At 61.5% G+C, this 17,751-nt stretch carries 14 protein-coding genes; 7 read left to right on the top strand and 7 right to left on the bottom strand.

What is annotated here, in order from left to right; translation table 11 throughout:
* Nucleotides 1-8 precede the first annotated feature (8 nt).
* Nucleotides 9-1,400 (top strand): FAD-linked oxidase C-terminal domain-containing protein, encoded by a 1,392-nt coding sequence (locus tag T370_RS0100785; RefSeq protein WP_029434414.1) that lies wholly within the window; start codon nt 9-11, stop codon nt 1,398-1,400.
* A 245-nt stretch (nt 1,401-1,645) separates the two neighbouring features.
* A complete protein-coding gene (locus T370_RS0100780) occupies nt 1,646-2,935 on the top strand; it encodes a (Fe-S)-binding protein (protein ID WP_029434413.1) in 1,290 nt (429 codons plus the stop codon).
* A gap of 194 nt (nt 2,936-3,129) precedes the next feature.
* Here the strand turns inward: T370_RS0100780 and T370_RS0100775 are convergent, their stop codons facing one another.
* Nucleotides 3,130-4,563, bottom strand: coding sequence for a DHA2 family efflux MFS transporter permease subunit (locus tag T370_RS0100775; RefSeq protein ID WP_029434412.1), 1,434 nt, complete (start codon nt 4,561-4,563; stop codon nt 3,130-3,132).
* A gap of 725 nt (nt 4,564-5,288) precedes the next feature.
* Here T370_RS0100775 and T370_RS0100770 point away from each other — a divergent pair.
* On the top strand, nt 5,289-6,524 hold the full coding sequence (locus T370_RS0100770; RefSeq protein WP_029434411.1) for an aromatic amino acid transporter: 1,236 nt from the start codon (nt 5,289-5,291) through the stop codon (nt 6,522-6,524).
* 217 nt (nt 6,525-6,741) lie between these two features.
* A complete protein-coding gene (locus tag T370_RS0100765; RefSeq protein WP_005026336.1) occupies nt 6,742-7,167 on the top strand; it encodes a hypothetical protein in 426 nt (141 codons plus the stop codon).
* 149 nt (nt 7,168-7,316) lie between these two features.
* Here T370_RS0100765 and T370_RS0100760 read toward each other — a convergent pair whose 3' ends face one another.
* Nucleotides 7,317-8,465 carry an iron-containing alcohol dehydrogenase gene (locus tag T370_RS0100760; RefSeq protein WP_029434410.1) on the bottom strand — a complete coding sequence of 383 codons (1,149 nt, stop codon included), beginning with the start codon at nt 8,463-8,465 and terminating at the stop codon, nt 7,317-7,319.
* Between the two features lie 38 nt (nt 8,466-8,503).
* Entirely contained in the window at nt 8,504-9,508 is a 1,005-nt protein-coding gene (gene galE / locus T370_RS0100755) for a UDP-glucose 4-epimerase GalE (protein ID WP_029434409.1), read from the bottom strand.
* 416 nt (nt 9,509-9,924) lie between these two features.
* On the opposite strand from galE, the gene T370_RS0100750 reads away from it, so the two are divergent.
* Nucleotides 9,925-10,689 carry an SDR family NAD(P)-dependent oxidoreductase gene (locus T370_RS0100750; RefSeq protein WP_005026345.1) on the top strand — a complete coding sequence of 255 codons (765 nt, stop codon included), beginning with the start codon at nt 9,925-9,927 and terminating at the stop codon, nt 10,687-10,689.
* Nucleotides 10,690-10,824: 135 nt separating this feature from the next.
* On the opposite strand, the gene T370_RS0100745 is transcribed toward T370_RS0100750, so the two are convergent.
* The 4 genes from T370_RS0100745 to T370_RS0100730 all read right to left on the bottom strand — a co-directional run bounded on the left by T370_RS0100745 (nt 10,825) and on the right by T370_RS0100730 (nt 14,648).
* Complete coding sequence (locus T370_RS0100745) at nt 10,825-11,754, bottom strand: helix-turn-helix transcriptional regulator (RefSeq protein ID WP_029434408.1); 930 nt, start codon at nt 11,752-11,754, stop codon at nt 10,825-10,827.
* 64 nt (nt 11,755-11,818) lie between these two features.
* The gene (locus T370_RS0100740; RefSeq protein WP_029434407.1) at nt 11,819-13,123 is read right to left on the bottom strand and encodes a DUF1302 domain-containing protein; all 1,305 of its coding nucleotides are present in this window, start codon (nt 13,121-13,123) and stop codon (nt 11,819-11,821) included.
* A 2-nt stretch (nt 13,124-13,125) separates the two neighbouring features.
* Complete coding sequence (locus T370_RS0100735) at nt 13,126-13,914, bottom strand: outer membrane lipoprotein-sorting protein (RefSeq protein ID WP_009378992.1); 789 nt, start codon at nt 13,912-13,914, stop codon at nt 13,126-13,128.
* Nucleotides 13,915-13,928: 14 nt separating this feature from the next.
* Nucleotides 13,929-14,648, bottom strand: a complete 720-nt coding sequence (locus tag T370_RS0100730) for a 4'-phosphopantetheinyl transferase family protein (protein WP_237911061.1) — start codon at nt 14,646-14,648, stop codon at nt 13,929-13,931.
* Nucleotides 14,649-15,031: 383 nt separating this feature from the next.
* Here T370_RS0100730 and T370_RS0100725 point away from each other — a divergent pair, with 383 nt between their 5' ends.
* Both T370_RS0100725 and feoB read left to right on the top strand, forming a co-directional pair.
* Nucleotides 15,032-15,772 (top strand): FeoA family protein, encoded by a 741-nt coding sequence (locus T370_RS0100725; RefSeq protein WP_029434405.1) that lies wholly within the window; start codon nt 15,032-15,034, stop codon nt 15,770-15,772.
* A gap of 2 nt (nt 15,773-15,774) precedes the next feature.
* Nucleotides 15,775-17,742, top strand: a complete 1,968-nt coding sequence (gene feoB, locus T370_RS0100720) for a ferrous iron transport protein B (RefSeq protein ID WP_029434404.1) — start codon at nt 15,775-15,777, stop codon at nt 17,740-17,742.
* The last annotated feature ends 9 nt before the right edge of the window (nt 17,743-17,751 follow it).

Below are 17,751 nucleotides of genomic sequence, written 5' to 3'. Positions count from 1 at the left end.
GTTCATCAATGCCTAGCGCTTCTCTCATAAAGGAATTTGAACAGCTTGTCGGCAAGGAAAACGTCTTCAGCAGCGAGGCGGATCGCCAGAGTTACGCGTATGACGCGGCGGTTTTGAAGCCCATGATCCCCAGCCTTGTGGTGCGCCCCACCGAGGTGGAACAACTCGGGCAGGTGGTGAAACGCTGCTACGAGGAAGGCATCCCCATGACCGTTCGCGGTTCGGGCACGAACCTTACCGGCGGCACCATCCCGGACTGTTCCGACACCATCGTCATTCTGACGACGGGATTGAACAAGATCCTTGAAATCAACACGGAGGATCTGTACGCCACCGTGCAGCCCGGCGTGATCACGGCGAAATTCGCCGCCGCCGTGGCCGCCAAAGGCTTGTTCTATCCTCCGGATCCCGGCTCCATGTCCGTGTCCACCATCGGCGGCAACGTCGCGGAAAGCTCAGGCGGTCTGCGCGGCCTCAAGTACGGCACGACCAAAGATTACGTCATGGGCATGGAAGTCTTCGCCAACACCGGTGATCTGGTGAAGACGGGCTCCCGCACCGTGAAATGCGCCACGGGCTACAACATTGCGCCGCTGCTGGTGGGTTCCGAAGGCACCCTCGCGGTCACGAGCAAGGTTACGCTCAAGCTCATTCCGCCGCCGAAGGCTTCCAAGGCCATGATGGCCCTGTTCAAGGACATGGACGGCGCGTCACAGGCCGTCGCCGGGATCATCGCGGCCCATGTGGTGCCCTGCACGCTGGAATTCCTTGACCACGCCTCGATCAACTACATTGAAGACTACGTGAAAATCGGCCTCCCCCGTGATGCCGGGGCCATGCTGCTCATCGAGGTGGACGGCCACCCCGCGCAGGTCGAGGACGAAGCCGTGATCGTGGAAAAGGTGCTGCGCGACAACAGCGCCACGGAAATCGTGGTCGCCCGCGACGCCGCGGAAAAGAGCCGGATTTGGGAAGCCCGCCGCGTGGCCATTCCCGCTCTGGCCCGCTGCCGTCCCACGCTGATGCTGGAAGACGCCACGGTGCCGCGCTCCAAGATCCCGGCCATGATCAAGGCCCTCGACGAGATCGCCGCCCGCCACAACGTCACCATCGCCACCTTCGGCCATGCCGGTGACGGCAATCTGCATCCGTCCATTCTCTGCGACCGCCGCGACAAGGAAGAGTTCTCGCGCGTGGAACGGGCTGTGGACGACCTCTTCAACGCCGCGTTGGAGCTTGGCGGCACGCTGTCCGGCGAGCACGGCATCGGCACCGCCAAAATCAAATGGCTGGAGCAGGAAACCTCCCACGGGACGATCATGTTCTCGCGGCGCCTGCGCAAGGCGTTTGACCCGAAGGGGTTGTTCAACCCGAGCAAGATCGTGGGATTCGGGGACTAGCTGTAGGAAGGGAACGGGAGGAGGGCTTTGGAAAGCGGGCTTCTCCCGGCCCTTCAAAGGATTTGAACGGCAGGGGAGGCGGCATGAAGGGGGTGGCCGAACGGCGCTTTCGCTGCTCCGTGGCCAATGACAGGGGCCCTGCCGTTTCCTCTCCGGTCAACCTTCCGAATCCGGCACAGAACCGCCCGCGCCTTGAAGGAAGCGGGCGACCACCCCCGGCGGGCGTCCGGGAAAGGGACTGATTCATGGATGAGATTTCAAGTCTTGCCAAGTCGTTGATGGTTCTGGACGACAAACTGGCTTCCTGTATGAAATGCGGTTTCTGTCAGGCCTTCTGTCCGGTTTTCGACACCACCGGGAAGGAAGGGGACGTGACCCGCGGCAAAATCGCGCTGGTCGAGAATCTGGCGCATCTCATCATTCAGGACCCGGAAGCGGTGAACGAAAAGCTGTCCCGCTGCCTGCTGTGCGGCGGGTGCCAGTTCAGCTGCCCTTCCGGCGTGCCGACGCTGGAAATCTTTATGGAAGCGCGGGCCATCGTCACGGCCTATCTGGGATTGTCCCCGGTCAAGAAGGCCATTTTCAGAAAACTTCTTCCCAACCCGCGCGTGGTGGATACGCTCCTGCGCGCCGGTTCGCCGTTCCAGAAACTTCTCTTGAAAGATGAGCAAAATCCCCAGAAGACCGCCTGCGCGCCGCTGCTCAAGAGCCTGTTCGGGGATCGGCACATGCCGCTGCTGGCGGACAAGCCTCTGCGTTCCAAGGTTGGGAAGGTGGACAGACCCGCCGGAAAGAGCGGCCTGCGCGTCGCGTTCTTCCCAGGCTGTATGGGCGACAAGATTTATACCGGCGTGTCGGAAGCCTGCCTCAAGGTTTTTGAGCACCACGGTGTCGGGGTGTTCCTGTCCGACAACTTTGCCTGCTGCGGCATCCCCGCGCTGGTGTCCGGCGACCGCGAGGGCGTTGAAAAGATGATCGAGCATAACCTCGGCATCCTTTCGCGGACCCACTTCGACTACATTGTGACGCCGTGCTCGTCCTGCACGATGACCATCAAGGAATACTGGCCCGAGATGTCGCGGAATTTGCCCGCTTCGGTGCAGGAAACCGCCAAGAAGTTTGGCGCCAAGGCCATAGACATCAACGCGTTCCTCGTGGACGTGTTGGGCGTGCACCCCGAAGGGCCCGCCAAGGGTGGCCTGAAGGTGACGTACCACGAATCCTGCCACCTGAAGAAATCCCTCGGCGTCAGCAAGCAGCCGCGTGAGCTTATCAACATGAACAAGAACTGCGAACTGGTGGAGATGGTGGAGCCTGATCGCTGCTGCGGTTGCGGCGGCAGCTTCACGCTGACCCACTACGACATTTCGCAGCAGATCGGCCAGAAGAAGCGTGACAGCATCGTTGCCACAGGGGCCGACGTCGTCGCCACAGGGTGCCCGGCGTGCATGATGCAACTGTCCGACATGCTGGCACGGAACGGCGACCGCGCACGGGTCAGGCACACCATCGAGCTGTACGCCGACACACTGTAACCATTGCCTCCCACTCCCTGCTGAAGGCGCTCTCCGTGAACGGACGGGGGCGCCTTTTTTTGCGGCCGATGATATAAGCGGGGTTCGGCTCCGGACCCCGGCAAACGCGTCGCCTCTGCACACCGCGAGATACGGGCTGATCCGCCAGTACGGTTCGCGTCTTGTCCCGGCGGCTTTCCGTTCAACGTGGATGGTTAGGGGTTGCGCGGGGTGGGACTGCTTGTCGTCTCGAAGACGGGCTTCTTGCGTCCGGGAAGCAGGCTGTCGCCGTCGTCCTTGCGGAGGAGCATGAAAACGAAGGCGGCCATCATGGTGATCCCGCCGATGGTGATGAACGTATAGTGGAAATGATCGAGCAGCGTCCCCGAGGCGAACGAGTTGTAGAACCGAAGCACCACGGTGCTGCTCGCCACGCCGAAGCTGATGGAAAGCTGCTGGGTTACGGAGAGCAAGCCGTTTCCGGTGCTGGCGTCTTCGGTGGAAAGGTCTCCGAGGGTGATGCTGTTCATGGCCGTGAATTGGGTGGACATGGCCATGCCGAGCATGAACAGGGGGAGAATGAGCATCCACAGGGGCAGGGTGGGCGTCTGGAGGGCGAACTGGGCAATCATGAGGCCGATGCAGACGGTGACGCCCGTGAGGGTCACCCGGTAGCCGAACCGGTTGAGGATCTTCATGGCGAAAGTTTTGGCGGTGATGGAGCCTATGGCCGTGGGAGCCATCATGGCCCCGGCCACCAGAGCGGGGTACCCGAGCCCGACCTGGAGCATGAGCGGCATGAGGAACGGTACACAGCCCGTACCGAGGCGGGACAGGATATTCCCGCCGATGCCCACGGAGAAGGTGCGCGTGCGGAAAACCGACAGCCTGATAAGCGGGGAGGGATGCCGCCGGGCATGGCGGATGTACAGTCCGAGCAGGGCTATGCCGCTGATGAGCAGTACGGGGGGGAGAAAATCGGGGCCGACCCTGTCGCCGAAGACTTCAAGGCCGCTGGAAAAGGAAACGAGGCTCAGGCCGAACAGGAAAAAGCCCATCCAGTCGAAGGGGCGGCGCGGAGCCGTGAAATCCGGCATGATGTGGTAGGCGTAGAGGATGCCGATGAGCCCGATGGGGATGTTGATCAGGAAGATCCAGTGCCATGTGGCATACGTCACCAGCCAGCCGCCGAGCAGAGGGCCGACCACGGGGCCGACGAGGCCGGGAATGCTGATGAAGTTGAGTACGGCGACCAGCTCGGTGCGCGGGTAAGCCCGGAGCACGGCGAGGCGCGCCACAGGCATCATCATGGCTCCCCCGATACCCTGCAGCACCCGCGAGGCGACGAGCATGGGAAGCGAGGTGGACAGGGCGCAGAGCAGGGAACCCAGAATGAAGAAGTTCACGGCGGAGATGAAGACGCGCCGTGTCCCGAACCGGTCGGCCAGCCAGCCGCTCACGGGGATGAGCATGGCGACGGTGAGGGTATAGCCCACCACGGCGAGCTGCATGGCCAGCGGGGAACGGTCGAGGCTGCGCGCCACGGCGGGGAGTGCCGTGTTAAGAATAGTGGCGTCCAGTGCCTGCATAAAAAAGGCGGCCGCCGCGATGGCAGGCAGTCCAACCAGTTTGTGTAAGGAAAAGGTCATAACGTACGCTGCCTTGTCTTCACAGTTCGCGCTGTGGGTGTCCGATGGTCCGGAAATATGCTCGCTTTCGTTTGTATCCCTTTTACATAGCGAGAAAAGATGTTGCCTTCAAGCTGTTCCGGGAGGTATCTGTAGCCCTTCTTATCGCTTCCGTTCTTCTTCTGGAGGGGGCTGGTGCCTGAGGAACGCGCCCTTTTCCCCTTGAATATTAGGAATGGCCCGGAGCCGAAGCGCGGTTCGGAGGAGAAGGGGAAGGCCCTTTCGCGTGAGGCAACCCGCGCCGCACTCCATTGGCTGCATACGATGGGCGAAGATGCTCCCGCGTAGGGAAAACCGATAGATGCTACATGCCCAAGGCGGCGCTCAACCTGATTTTTTGTGCGTATGGAGCGAGGCATACGCGGGGATGCAGGATGGGGCGGCGGGCCTTTTTTTATGTACCGTTGGCGAGGGTTGGCGATACCCTACGGAGGGAGGAATGTTTTTTGACGCGGCAAGTGTTGTGGCGGCGCATGGTTGGAAGATCCCCGCCAGCTTTGGCGGACGGCGGGCCCGCTGCATATATGGACCTATCGCCTGTTTTAGAGGATACTCGCTCCCCTCTATCGTTTTTGTAACCGGGATGCCCCACAGGGGAAAGCAGTCCGTGCGGCATGGAGATCCGATGCCGCCGGAGAAAATTCACCCCAAAACCTGCCGTGATGCAGGAACAAACGGGAGAAGGCATGGGTTCTCAAGGCAATGTTTTGGGCGGCACGATGATCATCGCCGGGACGGCTATCGGCGCCGGGATGCTGGCGCTGCCGATGATTTCGGCGGGCATGTGGATTTACTGGTCCCTATTGCTGATGGTCCTTACGTGGATGTTGATGCTGCGTGCGAGCCAGGCGATTCTGGAAGTGAATCTGCATTACGAGCCGGGCAGCAGCTTCCACACGCTCGTTCAGGATACGCTCGGTCCAGTCTGGAGCACGATCAACGGGCTTGCCGTGGCCTTCGTCCTGTATATTCTGGTGTATGCCTATGTCAGCGGCGGCGGGTCCACCGTGCAGCAGACCGTCATGGCGGTGACGGGCAACGATCCCGGGATGATGGGCTCGAGCCTGTTTTTCTCGCTGATCCTCATGGCCTGTGTCTGGTGGAGTACTCGGTTCGTGGATCGGCTTTCGGTTATCCTGATGGGCGGCATGGTGTTGACCTTCATCCTGTCCATGACCGGTATGCTGTCGCAGATCCGTTTGCCCGTACTGCTTGACCTGGGCGAAAACGGTTCCGGCGGCGGGGCGGTCATTTTCATTTGGTGCGCGCTTTCCACCTACCTCACCTCGTTCTGTTTCCACGCCTCCGTGCCCAGTCTGGTCAAGTATTTCGGCAAAAGGCCGGCCGACATCAACAAGTGCCTGCGCTATGGTACGCTGATTGCCCTTGTCTGTTATGTGGCGTGGATTGTGGCCGCCGACGGGATCATCTCGCGCGGGCAGTTCAAGGCCGTCATCGCCGCGGGCGGCAATGTCGGGGACCTCATCCGTGCAGCCGGTTCCGGTATCGACAGCAGCTTCATCCTCCGCATGTTGGAGGCGTTTTCCTTCTTCGCGGTGGCGACCTCGTTCCTTGGCGCGGGGCTCGGACTTTTCGACTACATGGCCGACCTGTGCAAGTTCGATGACTCCGTCATGGGCAGGGCCAAAACGACCCTCGTGACCTTCCTGCCGCCCCTGCTCGGCGGGCTCATCAAGCCGGACGGCTTCCTCGCCGCCATCGGATGGGCGGGCCTCGCCGCAACCATCTGGTCGGTCATCGTCCCGGCCCTCATGCTGCGGGCCAGCCGCAAGAAGTTCCCGGCGGCGGCCTATAGCGCCCCGGGCGGCTCTTTGACCATTTATGTCCTGCTTGTATACGGCTGCATTACCGCCGTGTGCCATATCCTTTTCGTGCTGCACTATCTGCCCATGTACGAATAGGGCTTCCGCATATCCGTTTTTCGTCCTCCCGTTCGGTCGATCGGGAGGACTTTTTTATGGGTGCCGTGGACGTTTTCAGGGATGCGCGGTCTGTCTGTCTGGCATGAGCCTTGTTGGAAAAGCCTTGCTTCTCGGAAATAAATGATCTAATAGTCTGCTGTCAGTAACTATTACTAGATACCGCTTTCCGAATAGGGCGGTTCAGAGAGGAGCAGGCATGAGTGATATTCTGTTGTGGATGCATCCGTTGATGCAGGTATGCGCCGCCGTTCTCGGGGTATGGGCCATGTGGCAGGGGCTGAAGCGGGTGGCGATGCTGCTTGGCAAGAAGACGCTTTTCCCGTGGAAGCAGCATGTAAAGCTCGGGACGTTGGCCCTCGTTTTATGGATTCTTGGGGCGCTCGGTTTTTATGTGACGCTGGATTTGTTCGGCAGCACCCACATTACCGGACTGCACGCCGAACTGGCGTGGCCGATCATCGGGCTGGCCATCCTTGGGCTGATCACCGGGTACATCATGAACCGCTACAAGAAGAAGCGGAAGATCCTGCCCCTCATCCACGGGACCATCAATGTCCTTCTGATCATTCTTGTCGCCGTGGAATGCTATACCGGCGTACAGGTGTGGAAAGATTTTTCGTAAGACGGGAAGCGGGGGAGAGAGGCAAAGACGGCCCGTTCCCCGTACCTTCTTTGTTCTGGCAGGCGGGAGCCTCCGGTGAAGAGCCGGATAACCGAGCGGCCCTGAAATCCAAGGATTTCAGGGCCGCTCGGTTGTGAAACCGTGTAAGCTTACAGGCGGCGTTCCAGGATGGTCTTGACGTCGTCGGAAGTCATCGCCGCGGGATTGTTGGCGAATACGGCTGGCATACTGTCCAGTGCCGTTCGGGACAGCCAGTCGAGCTGGCTTTCCCGCACGCCGAGATCGGACAGGGTGAAGGCGATCCCCAGCGTTTTCAGAAGGGCGTCCACCTGCTCGACGGCGCGCAGCGAGGCTTCCTCTTCCGTAAGGCCGGAAGTCTCCGCGCCCAGAAGCCGGGCCAGTTCGGCAAAATCCGCTTGCGCGTGGGGGCGCATGAACCGCATGTATTCCGGGTAAATGGCGGCAAGCCCTTCGCCGTGCGCGACGTTGAGCAGGCCGCTGATCGGATGTTCGATGCCGTGCGGGGCGGTACAGCCCGCGTTGCCTATGGCGATGCCCGCGAACGTGCTCCCCAGCGCCACCCGTTCCCATGTTTCGAGATCGGAGGGGTTGGCCTGTACCTTGGGCAGGCCTTCGCTCAGCCAGAGGATTGCCTGACGCGAATACAGCTTGCTGAACGGATTGGCGCGGACGGAGAGGAACGACTCGATGGCGTGGGCCAGCGCGTCGAAGCCGGGCCCCGCGATGCCCCTGCTGGAGAGCGTGGTCATGAGCTCCGGATCGACGATGCTTTCCTTGGGATACAGGGCGGGCAGGGCGAATCCCTTTTTCACATGGTCCGTGTCGGTGAACACGGCGGTCCAGTTGCCCTCGCTGCCCGTCCCCGCCGTGGTGGCGATGAGCAGGATGGGCAGGGCCTGCCCGCCCTGTTTGCGCCCGTAGATGTATTCGAAGATCGGCGCGTCGTTGTAATAGGCGAAGGCGATGCCCTTGCTTGCGTCCATGACGCTGCCGCCGCCGATCCCGATGACCATGTCGCACCCGTTGTCGCGGGCCGCCTGAGCACCCTCGGCCGCCATGGAGCCCAACGGGTTGGGACGGATGCCGTTGTAGTGCGCCCAGCCGAGCCCGGCGGCTTCCAGCGAAGCGCCCGCTTCTTCGGCGAGCGCCCGGGAGTGCGCGCTGCCGGTGGTGACGATGAGCGCCTTTTTCCCGTATTTCGCGGCCAGCGCCCCGATCTGGCGGCGCATACCGGGGCCGGAATGGATGCTGACGGGGTTGTGGAAGTGGCAATGCATGGGAATCCCCTCCTTACGTCGGTTCGATCGCGTCCGGGTTAGTTCTTCGCGCCCTTCAACTGCCACATCCAGCTGTCGCGGACCATGTCGTCGAGGGTTTTCACGGCTTTCCAGCCCAGCTCCTCAAACGCCTTGGACGGATCGGCGTAGCAGCTCGCCACGTCGCCGGGACGTCTGGCAACGATGCGGTAGGGTACGCTTACACCGTTGACGGCTTCGAAGCGGTGGACCATTTCGAGGACGCTGGTTCCGTTGCCCGTGCCGAGGTTGTGGATGATGCAGCCCGGTTTCGTTTCCAGCTTTTTCAGTGCGGCGATGTGCCCGGAGATGAGGTCGGTCACATGGATGTAGTCGCGCACGCCCGTGCCGTCCGGCGTGTCGTAGTCGTCGCCGAACACCTGCAATTCCTTGCGGATGCCCGCCGCCGTCTGGCAGACGAACGGCATGAGGTTGTTGGGGATGCCGTTGGGGTTTTCCCCGATGAGCCCGGACTCGTGCGCGCCGACCGGGTTGAAGTAGCGCAGGATGGAGACGTTGAACTCGGGATGCGCCAGCGCCACGTCACGGATGGTCTCTTCGATGTACAGCTTGGTGCGGCCGTAGGGATTGACCGCGCTGAGGGGATGGTCCTCGGTGAGGGGGAGGAAGTGGGGCACGCCGTACACCGTGGCGGACGAGCTGAAGACGAGGGCGCTGCCGTGCTTGAGGCACATTTCAAGAATGGTCAGCGCGGAGTCATAGTTGTTGCGGTAGTACATGAGCGGGTGCGCCACGGATTCGCCTACGGCCTTGTGGCCTGCGAAGTGGATGACCGCGTCGATCTGGTATTCGGCGAACAAGGCGCGCATGGCGGCGACGTCGCCCGCGTCGGCCTTGATGAAGGGGATTTCTTTGCCGCAAATTTCCTTCACGGCGAGGAGGACGGACGGATTGCTGTTGTGGAGGTTGTCCACGCACAGGGGCTCGTAGCCCTGCTTGACGAGCTCCACAAGCATGTGCGTGCCGAGATAGCCGGTTCCGCCGGTGACGAGAATCTTACCCATATTGTTTTTCTCCTAACGCCCGGTCTGTCCGGGCTGAATCTCTCTTGCTGCTTAATCCAGCCGGGCGATCCGCGCAAGAGCCGGCGGTGGGGTTCTGCCGGCGATTGGGTGACGTTTGCACAACAACGTATCGGAAAAGATGTTTTGCCATAGGAAGATAAGGAGGGCCAAAGCGAGATGCCATTGCCGATGACAGCATTGGGGCGCTGCCCGCTTTGCCAATCCATTTTCTTTATTGGAGAAGATGTTCCGGCAGCGCCGGGGCCGATACGCCCCGGCCGCCGGTTGAAGGGACAGGGGGCCAAGCGGTAGGGGCTTTCCTGCGGATTTTCGTTTTGGAGCCGTGCTTGTCAGGGATATCCGAACGCGTATAAGGAAAAAACTTTCCGGATACAGCAACAAACAATGAGAGAGCCATGAAACTGCAAGGGAAAACAGCCATCATCACCGGAGCGGCCAAAGGCATCGGCGCTGCCGCCGCCCGCCGTTTCGCCGCCGAAGGCGCTCGGATCGTCTTGGCCGACAAGGATGAAGCCAATGGGCATGAGGTAGCAAAAGCCATTGTCAAAGAGGGAGGCGAAGCTGCATTCTGCCTGTGCGATGTGGGGAATGAAGCCGATGTGCAGGCGGCCTTGGACACGGCGGCCCGTACATACGGGAAGCTGGACATTGTGGTGAACAATGCCGGATGGCAGCTCAACAAGACGCTTTTGGAAACGACGGCTGAAGAATTCAACGCCGTACTGAATACGAATCTGACCAGCATGTTCCTGTTCACGAAAGGGGCGGCGAATATGTTCATTGCCCAGAAGACGGGCGGGGCCATCGTCAACGTCTGCTCGACCTTCGCGGTGGTGGGATCTCCGGGATACGTCGCCTACCATGCTTCCAAGGGCGGGGTGGCCTCGTTTACGCGGGCGGCGGCGATTTCCCTGATGCCGCACAATATCCGCGTCAACGCTGTCGGCCCCGGGACCACGGAAACCCCCGGATTGCACGATGGCGCAAGGGATACCGGCGACGAGGCCAAAGGTATGGCGAGCTTTCTGGCCCTGCAGCCGCTCAAGCGTTTCGGCAAACCGGAGGAAATCGCCTCGGTGATCGCCTTCCTTGCCAGCGATGAAGCCAGTTTCGTCACGGGAGCGTTGTGGATGGCTGACGGAGGCTATACCATCGTGTAGGCCGCTTCGGCGTTTCCTCTTCCGGAAATCCCGCTTGCGCGGAACAACGGGATGGGGAGGGGGGCTTTGCAAGCGGGAAAGCCGACGAAGATCCAATATAAGGTGTATGGTAGGTCAGAAATCGGCAGGGTGGGCTCATGTATGCTGCTCGCCGCATGAAACGGGAGCGGCAGGGTGCCCGTGCCGCCTGGCAATCTGGTATTGCTTTGGGGAGATCCCGAATTGGGCGGAAAAAGCCTTGGTGAGATGGCTCGGACTGGAAAATCCGCACAGATACGCTATTTCGGTGATGTTTTTTCCCTTTTCGTTGAGAAGCCTTCGGGCGCACTCCAGACGCTCCCGGCGCAGGATGCCGAAGACAGTGTCCTCGAAGAGCATCCTGAACAAGGCCGTCAGCCGTGTGCGGTTGACCCCCACGGCGGCTGCCAGTTCGGGCAAGCTCGGCGGCTTTCCGATATCCTGAAGCAGTATGGCATAGGCTCGGTGCGCGGCCCGGCACTCCGCCGGGCTGACGCATTTGTGGCTGTTTTCCCTGTCCAAGAGTTCGATCTGATGATAGAGCAGTTCGTATTTCTTGTGCGCCAGGAATACGTCTCGCAAGAGGCCGTCGTCCCGGCAGTTGAGGATCTGCTCAAGGAGAATGCGAAGGTGCAGCGGGATGTCTCCTTTGAGCGTCCGGGATGAGCTTTTCCTGAGCCCATCGTGGACAAAACCGAGCTGGCAGGCAAACAGGCGCAGGCATTCCGGACGGAGCTGGAGCCCCACGGCCTGAATCCGCTTCCCGGCGCGTGAGATGGAAAAGCCTCCGTTCAGGCAAAAAAGCAGGCTGTTTCCCTTGCCGATTTCTTCGGAAAAGGCCTCTCCATCGGCGGCCTGCGCGTCGATGCGTGCCTGTCCGTTCAGGCAATAGAAGAAGGTCATGCGTGCCCCGTCCTGTTGCAGGCGGAACGGGCCCGCGGCGTGCGAGTCGTCATCAATGACGAACAGGGTCACGTCGGGGCAGGAGCACTGCCCCTGATGGAAAAAGCGGCAGGTGCAGGTGGAGTGGATACTCGTAGGCGTCATCAGTCTCACTCGGTTTCGGAGATGTTCCGAAGAAAGGCGCGTCGCCGCGCCGTGTCGGGATACGTCAGAAGGCGTAGCGCAGGGTCAGGTAGACGAAATCGTTGTCCGTGTATTCGCCGAGGATGGTGTCCTCCCCGCCTGTCCAGAACATGACGCCCGTGGATGCCTTCCAATGATCATCCAATTCGTATTCGAGGAATACCTCGGTAAGCGTGCCCTCCCCGCTGGTGTAGAGTTTGCCCCGGACCCCCGTTTTGAGCGCGTCCCGGAACCATTTGCCGCTGATTTCATAGGTCGCGCCGTGCCATGTCCGGCTGCCGGAAGCTTCCGAGCCTTCCTGAACGTCCCCGAAAAGCTGGAAGTTCAGGTAATACTTGCTGTCGATGTCGTAGTCCCAGCCGAGGACGCCCTGCCACAGATCGGCCCGGTGAAAACCGAAGCTCCCCTGTACCGGAAAACGCGGCTTATAGGCGACCTCGCCCCGGACGGTCTGGCTGCCGAAGCCTTTTGCGAAGGAAGTTCCGAAAGCCGTGAAGCGGGGGTATTCGGCGGTCCAGCGCATCCTGCAGCCGTTGTTCCTGCTTACGAACATCGGGTTGTCGACAAAACCGTGGAAGGCCATGAGCGCCAGATCCCACCCCCCGAGATTGGCGGAGAGGCGCCCGCCGTATTCCACATCCCGGAACCATCTGTCCGGTTCGTCGGGAGCCGTGATCGTGAAGAGGCCGTCGTCCCGCTGCCGCCGGAGTTCGCGCAGGGCGCGCGGTTCCCACGGGTTGCCGGAGCGGGGCAGGGCGTTGACCTCGGCCTTGGGAAGGAGCACTCCCTCGAAACTGATCCCGTTCCCCGAAACCGTGCCGCTGAACAGCCATACCGGGAGCCGGTTGTCGGCACGCCCGGTCGTGACCGGGTCCCGCGTATCCAGCGGATTGATGAGATCCATGGGGTTGATGCCGTCGCCCGTCCCCCATCGGTGAGTCTTCCGCCCGAGAAAGATATCTATATTGTCTGTATCATAGGTCAGATACAATTCCCGGAGATCGGCTTTCCACGGGGAATGGTCGCCCGGCCACGTGTGGGCGGCCCCTTCGTAGCTGCCTTCAAGGCTGCCGAAAAGCGACAAGACGTCGCGCCGCCAGAGCGCCTCGACCTGCACTTTCTGCCGCAGGGAAATCGGGGTTTCTGGATCGTTCAGGGAAAATTGGTTGCGCGATTCCGCGAACCCTCCGAGCAGGAATGTATCGGAAGCCTCAATCGCATGCAGATCGGAAAAGGCCTGTCCGTCCGAAAAGGGATCGCCCTCCACGGCGGCATGGGCGAAACCGAACCAGAAGAGGCAGACGGCGCAGGCCCGGAACAGGGTTTTCATGCCTACCTCTTGAGATCCTGCGGCAGAAAGATATCTTCGGCGATCGGCGTGTTGTAGGCCACTTCCCGTATTTCCATGATCGTTTCCGAGTCCGATCCCACGGTGCGCATGCGCTGGCGGGTGGCGGTCCAGATGCCCTGTATCTCCTTGTAGCCGCCGAAAACCAGCTCCTTGCACCGGTTCCCGCCCTGATCGTAGAAGTCGATTTTCGCGGGCAGCCAGATATCTTTCCTGATCCAGATAATCCGTTTGGAATAGTTCGTCTTTTCTGGGAAGACAGCTTTCGCCTCCAGCACGTGGCAGTCCACGCCGGAGAGGGCTTCGTCGGGCAACAGGGTATAGGTGTCCTTGTCGACTTCCCGCCGTGAAATGTCCTCATTGGCGTAGTCGCTGCGCATGAAGGAGCCCTTTTTGCTGCCTCCGCTGATGCGGCGGACCAGCGACTCGGCGGGCATGTAGACCCACATGTCATCGTCTTTGTTGATATCCCTGTAACTCCACGTGAGATAGGCCGTATTCCGGATGTCCCCCGGTTCGAGAAAGCGGATGTGCTGCTTTTCCGAATCGGGGAACTTCTTTTTCTTCATGGCCATGAAGCGGACAAGCTGCTGATCGCCGCGTTTGATGATCATCGCCATAGACATGTCGGAGGTACGGCTGGTGTCCACCTGATCCGCCTTGAGCGCCACATCCCTGCCGGTGAGCGCCCAGCCCGAGGCGGGGAGGATGAGCTGGACGCCGAGCAGGGCGGCGAGGACGATGCCGGATTTCCGTGAAAACATGAACTGCATGGAATCTCCTCGTATCAGCATGAAGGAAAAAGGGTTTCGCAGGCCACGGCGGCGACGTGGCCTGCAAGGGGAGTGCATTCCGCGAGGGCCGCCCCGTCCAGACGGAGCGTATCGCCGCATGGGTGGAGCGCGAAGCTGTCCAGAGGCCGCCCAAGGCCTTCGCCCGTGGCCTTGAGGAAGGCTTCGCGGCAGACCCAACAACGCAGGAAGGCGCGATCCCGATCGTCGGACGCGGCGATCCAACGGATCTCGGGGGCCGAGAACCAGCGGCAGGCGATGAGCATGGCCTCGGGCAGAGGGCGCACGGGTTCGACGTCCACGCCTACCGGGGCGTCTTGGCGCACGGCGAGCAGGGCCAGCGAATCCGAATGCGCCAGGTTGAAGTGCAGCGAACCGTGCGCAAGCCGGGGCTTGCCGTCCGGACCGGAGCGGAACCGGAGCGTTTCGGGCGGGGTATCCAGATAGCGGGACAGCACGGAGCGCATCCAGCCGTGGGCCTGCCGGTACCGTTCCGCCAGCTCCGGGGTGTGGAAGCGGGAAGCGGCCGCGCATTCCTCCTCGGAGAGCAGATCCCGGAAACCGGACTGTGTCGGGCCGGTTAAGGGGCGGCTCCAGACATGGACGCAATCGGAATCCGCAGGCGGGGCAGCGGCGTCCCCGGAAAGGAGCAGGAGCCGGAACCCGTCCGAAGGTTTGCCGTCCTCGCAAGGAGGCGTGGGGGGCGAGGCTGTCACGGAATTTGCGGAAAGGGGGGTGGGAGAGAACACAGGGAAACCTCTTATTGAATTTGAATTTCAATATCTGATAATAAAGGACGGGGAACGCTGTCAAACTTCCCGAAAAATTTTTGTACATGCAGAAACGGGATCAAAAGCTGACAAAGGGGAATGGTTTTTCTCAGTGAAATTTACCTGTTACAGCAACAGAACCGCACGGCTGGAGAAGCGGGTGGCCTTATAATCGGGCGTTTTTTCTGCCGCAAATACAAAAAAAAAGATACGCAGATGAAAGTAAGCGGGCGTGAGTTGTCTTAAGTTGGCCTCATCGGACGGCGTAAGCCCTGTTTATAATGAAAATGAAATTCAAATTCATTTTTACACCAGTTTTTGGAACGGTCATGAAGCACTCCCTGTTGTTCTGGTCCCGCAAATCCCACTGTTGGGCGGGCGTTTACCTGAGCGCCGTCACCCTGCTTTGGCTGGGCGAAATGGCGCTCCTGCCCGCTGTCTACGAGCCGCGGTTCGAGGTTGCGTCCCCATCCCCCGCCGTATCCTCCGTGGGAACGCCTGCGGTGTCCGTACAGGATGTGCTGGATCGCTTCAGTCACGAACGGGTGGACGGCGAACCGTTGACGCCCGATACGGTGACTTTTTTACCGAAGGAGGGTTCGTGGGTTGTCCGCGACGCCGGGCGGTACGTGTCCGTGACCTACGACGTCCGTACTGGTGAGGCGCGTGAGCGGGCCTTTGATTCGGCCAAACTGGTCGAAGAAAAGAACGGGCTGGCGTGGCTCAGCCCTGAACTGGGGGCCGCGCTCAAGCTTTCCTTTCAGCCGTTGTTCATTCTGCTGTGCGTGACAGGAATTCACCTGCTTTTGGGACGGAATCGCCGCCCCGGAAAGGAAAAGGAACGTGTCGCCACGCTGGACGCCGTGCGGACGGGTGAAACCTGCCTGTATGAGCGGGCGGATGATCCATGCCTTGCCGGGCGCCTTGCCTCTCTCGGCTTTCTGCCGGGCGTCGCCGTACGGATGCTGCGTAACGCCAAGCGTGGGCCGTTGCTCGTGCTGGCGAGGCATACGCGGGTGGCCCTCGGGCGAGAGATCGCGTCGGGCATTGTTGCGGCGAGGAAGGGTTGAGCATGGGCGCTTTACGGAATCATCCGGCGGGGAAATCCTTGACTGTCGCGGTGGCGGGCCAGCCCAACACCGGGAAGTCTACACTGTTCAACCGGCTGACCGGGCTGAACCAGCGTGTAGGCAACTGGACGGGGAAGACCGTGGATCGCAAGGAAGGCGCGGCCCTTTGGAATGGCGTGGCCTTTACCTTCGTGGATCTGCCCGGCTGCTACGGGATGACCCCGCATTCGCCTGAAGAGGAAGTTGCCCGCGACTACCTGCTTTCCGGCGGACCCGACGCCGTGCTCGCCGTGGTCAACGCGGCGAGCGTGGAACGGAGCCTGTATATCGTGTCCGAGCTGGTGGCGCTCGGCCTGCCTGTGGTCGTTGCGCTCAACATGACCGACGTTGCGGAGCAGGAGGGCAGGGCTGTGGATGCCGTTGCGTTGTCTTCGGCTCTTGGCCTGCCCGTGATCCCGCTGGTGGGCACGTCGGCGGACGGGACCGCCGTGGATGCGCTGCTCCGGGCGCTTACGGAGGCATCTCGCCCAGCCAGTATGCCCGCCGTGCCCGCCAAGGTGGCGTTGCTCGCGGAGATCATCGGGGCGGCCCTGCCGTACGCCCCGCTCTGGGCGGCGTGCAAGCTGTTCGAGGGCGACGAGGGGCTGCTGGCCCGGACGGAAACCCTTTCCGGGGAGAAGCGGGAGGCGATCCGTGTGCTGCTGGGCGACCCCTCGGTCGCACCGGAGCTGTACGCGTCCCGGCAGGCATGGATCGACGCCGCATGTGGCAAGGCCGTCCGTACATCCGGTACGGGCCGGGGGCTGACCGAGCGCTGGGACCGGGTTCTCCTTCATCCGCTATGGGGACGGTTGGCCGCGTTTCTGGTCATCCCGGCGGGCTGCGTGCTCGGCGCGGCGCTTGGCATGATGACCGGCGGCCTTGTGCTGTTCGCGGTGCTGGCGTGGGCTCCCGATCTCAAGGCGGCCTATCCCGGCCCGCTGGGGAGCCTCGCCGCCGATGCCCTGCTGCCCGCCTTCGGGTGGGTGGTCGCCCTGTTGAGCATGATCAGCGCGCTCTACGCCATTTTTTCTTTTCTGGAGGACACCGGCTACCTCGCGCGGGTGGCGTACCTCATGGATTCCTTCCTCAGCGGTCTGGGCATTGACGGGAAATCCGCCATCCCTCTGATGATGGGATTCCTGTGCAACACGGTGTCCATCGCCGGGAGCCGGGTCGTGGATTCGCCGCGCCGCCGCCTCATTACCTTATGTATGCTGCCGTTTATCCCGTGCAGCGGGCAGATGGGCGTGGCCTTCCTGTTCGCCTTTGCCCTGTTCCCTGCGGGTACGGCCCTGCTCGTGGTGCTCGGCGTGAGTTGCCTTAACCTGTTCATGGCCGGGGCTGTGGGCAGGATCATGCACGCAACGCTTCCCGGCCGCTACGCCAACGGCCTCATCATGGAGCTTCCGCTGTACCACCGCCCCAATTTCAGGACGATCTTCGGCAACGTGCGCACCCGTGCCGTGCTGTTCCTGCGCGGCGCTGCGGTCAACATCTTCGCGGCTCTGATCGTCGTCTGGGCGATCAGCACGTTCCCCGGCGGCACGGTGGAGACGAGCTGGCTGTACCGTTTCGGGCGGTGGCTGGAACCCCTCGGTTCGTTTCTGGGGTTTGACTGGCGGTTTACGGTCGCGCTGCTGAGTTCCTTCGTCGCCAAGGAAACGACGGCGGGGACGCTGGCGGTCCTGTTCTCCGTGGGAGCGACCGACCATGAGGCCGTCGTGCAGGCTCTGCGGGCTTCCATCACCCCGGCGGGAGCGCTGGCCTTCATCGTGGCTTCCAACCTGTACATTCCGTGCATCGCCTCCATCAGCGTCCTGCGCAGTGAACTGGGGAGCTGGGGCAGGACGCTGGCGTTGCTGGCAGCCATGTTCGCCTTGGCGATGGGCATGGCGTGCGCGGTCTATCATATAGCCGTATTTGTTTAACCATTTTAC

Origin of the sequence: Bilophila wadsworthia ATCC 49260 (genome assembly GCF_000701705.1) — a bacterium.
Taxonomy (GTDB): Bacteria; Desulfobacterota; Desulfovibrionia; order Desulfovibrionales; family Desulfovibrionaceae; genus Bilophila; species Bilophila wadsworthia.
This window is presented reverse-complemented; position numbering and strand designations above follow the sequence as displayed.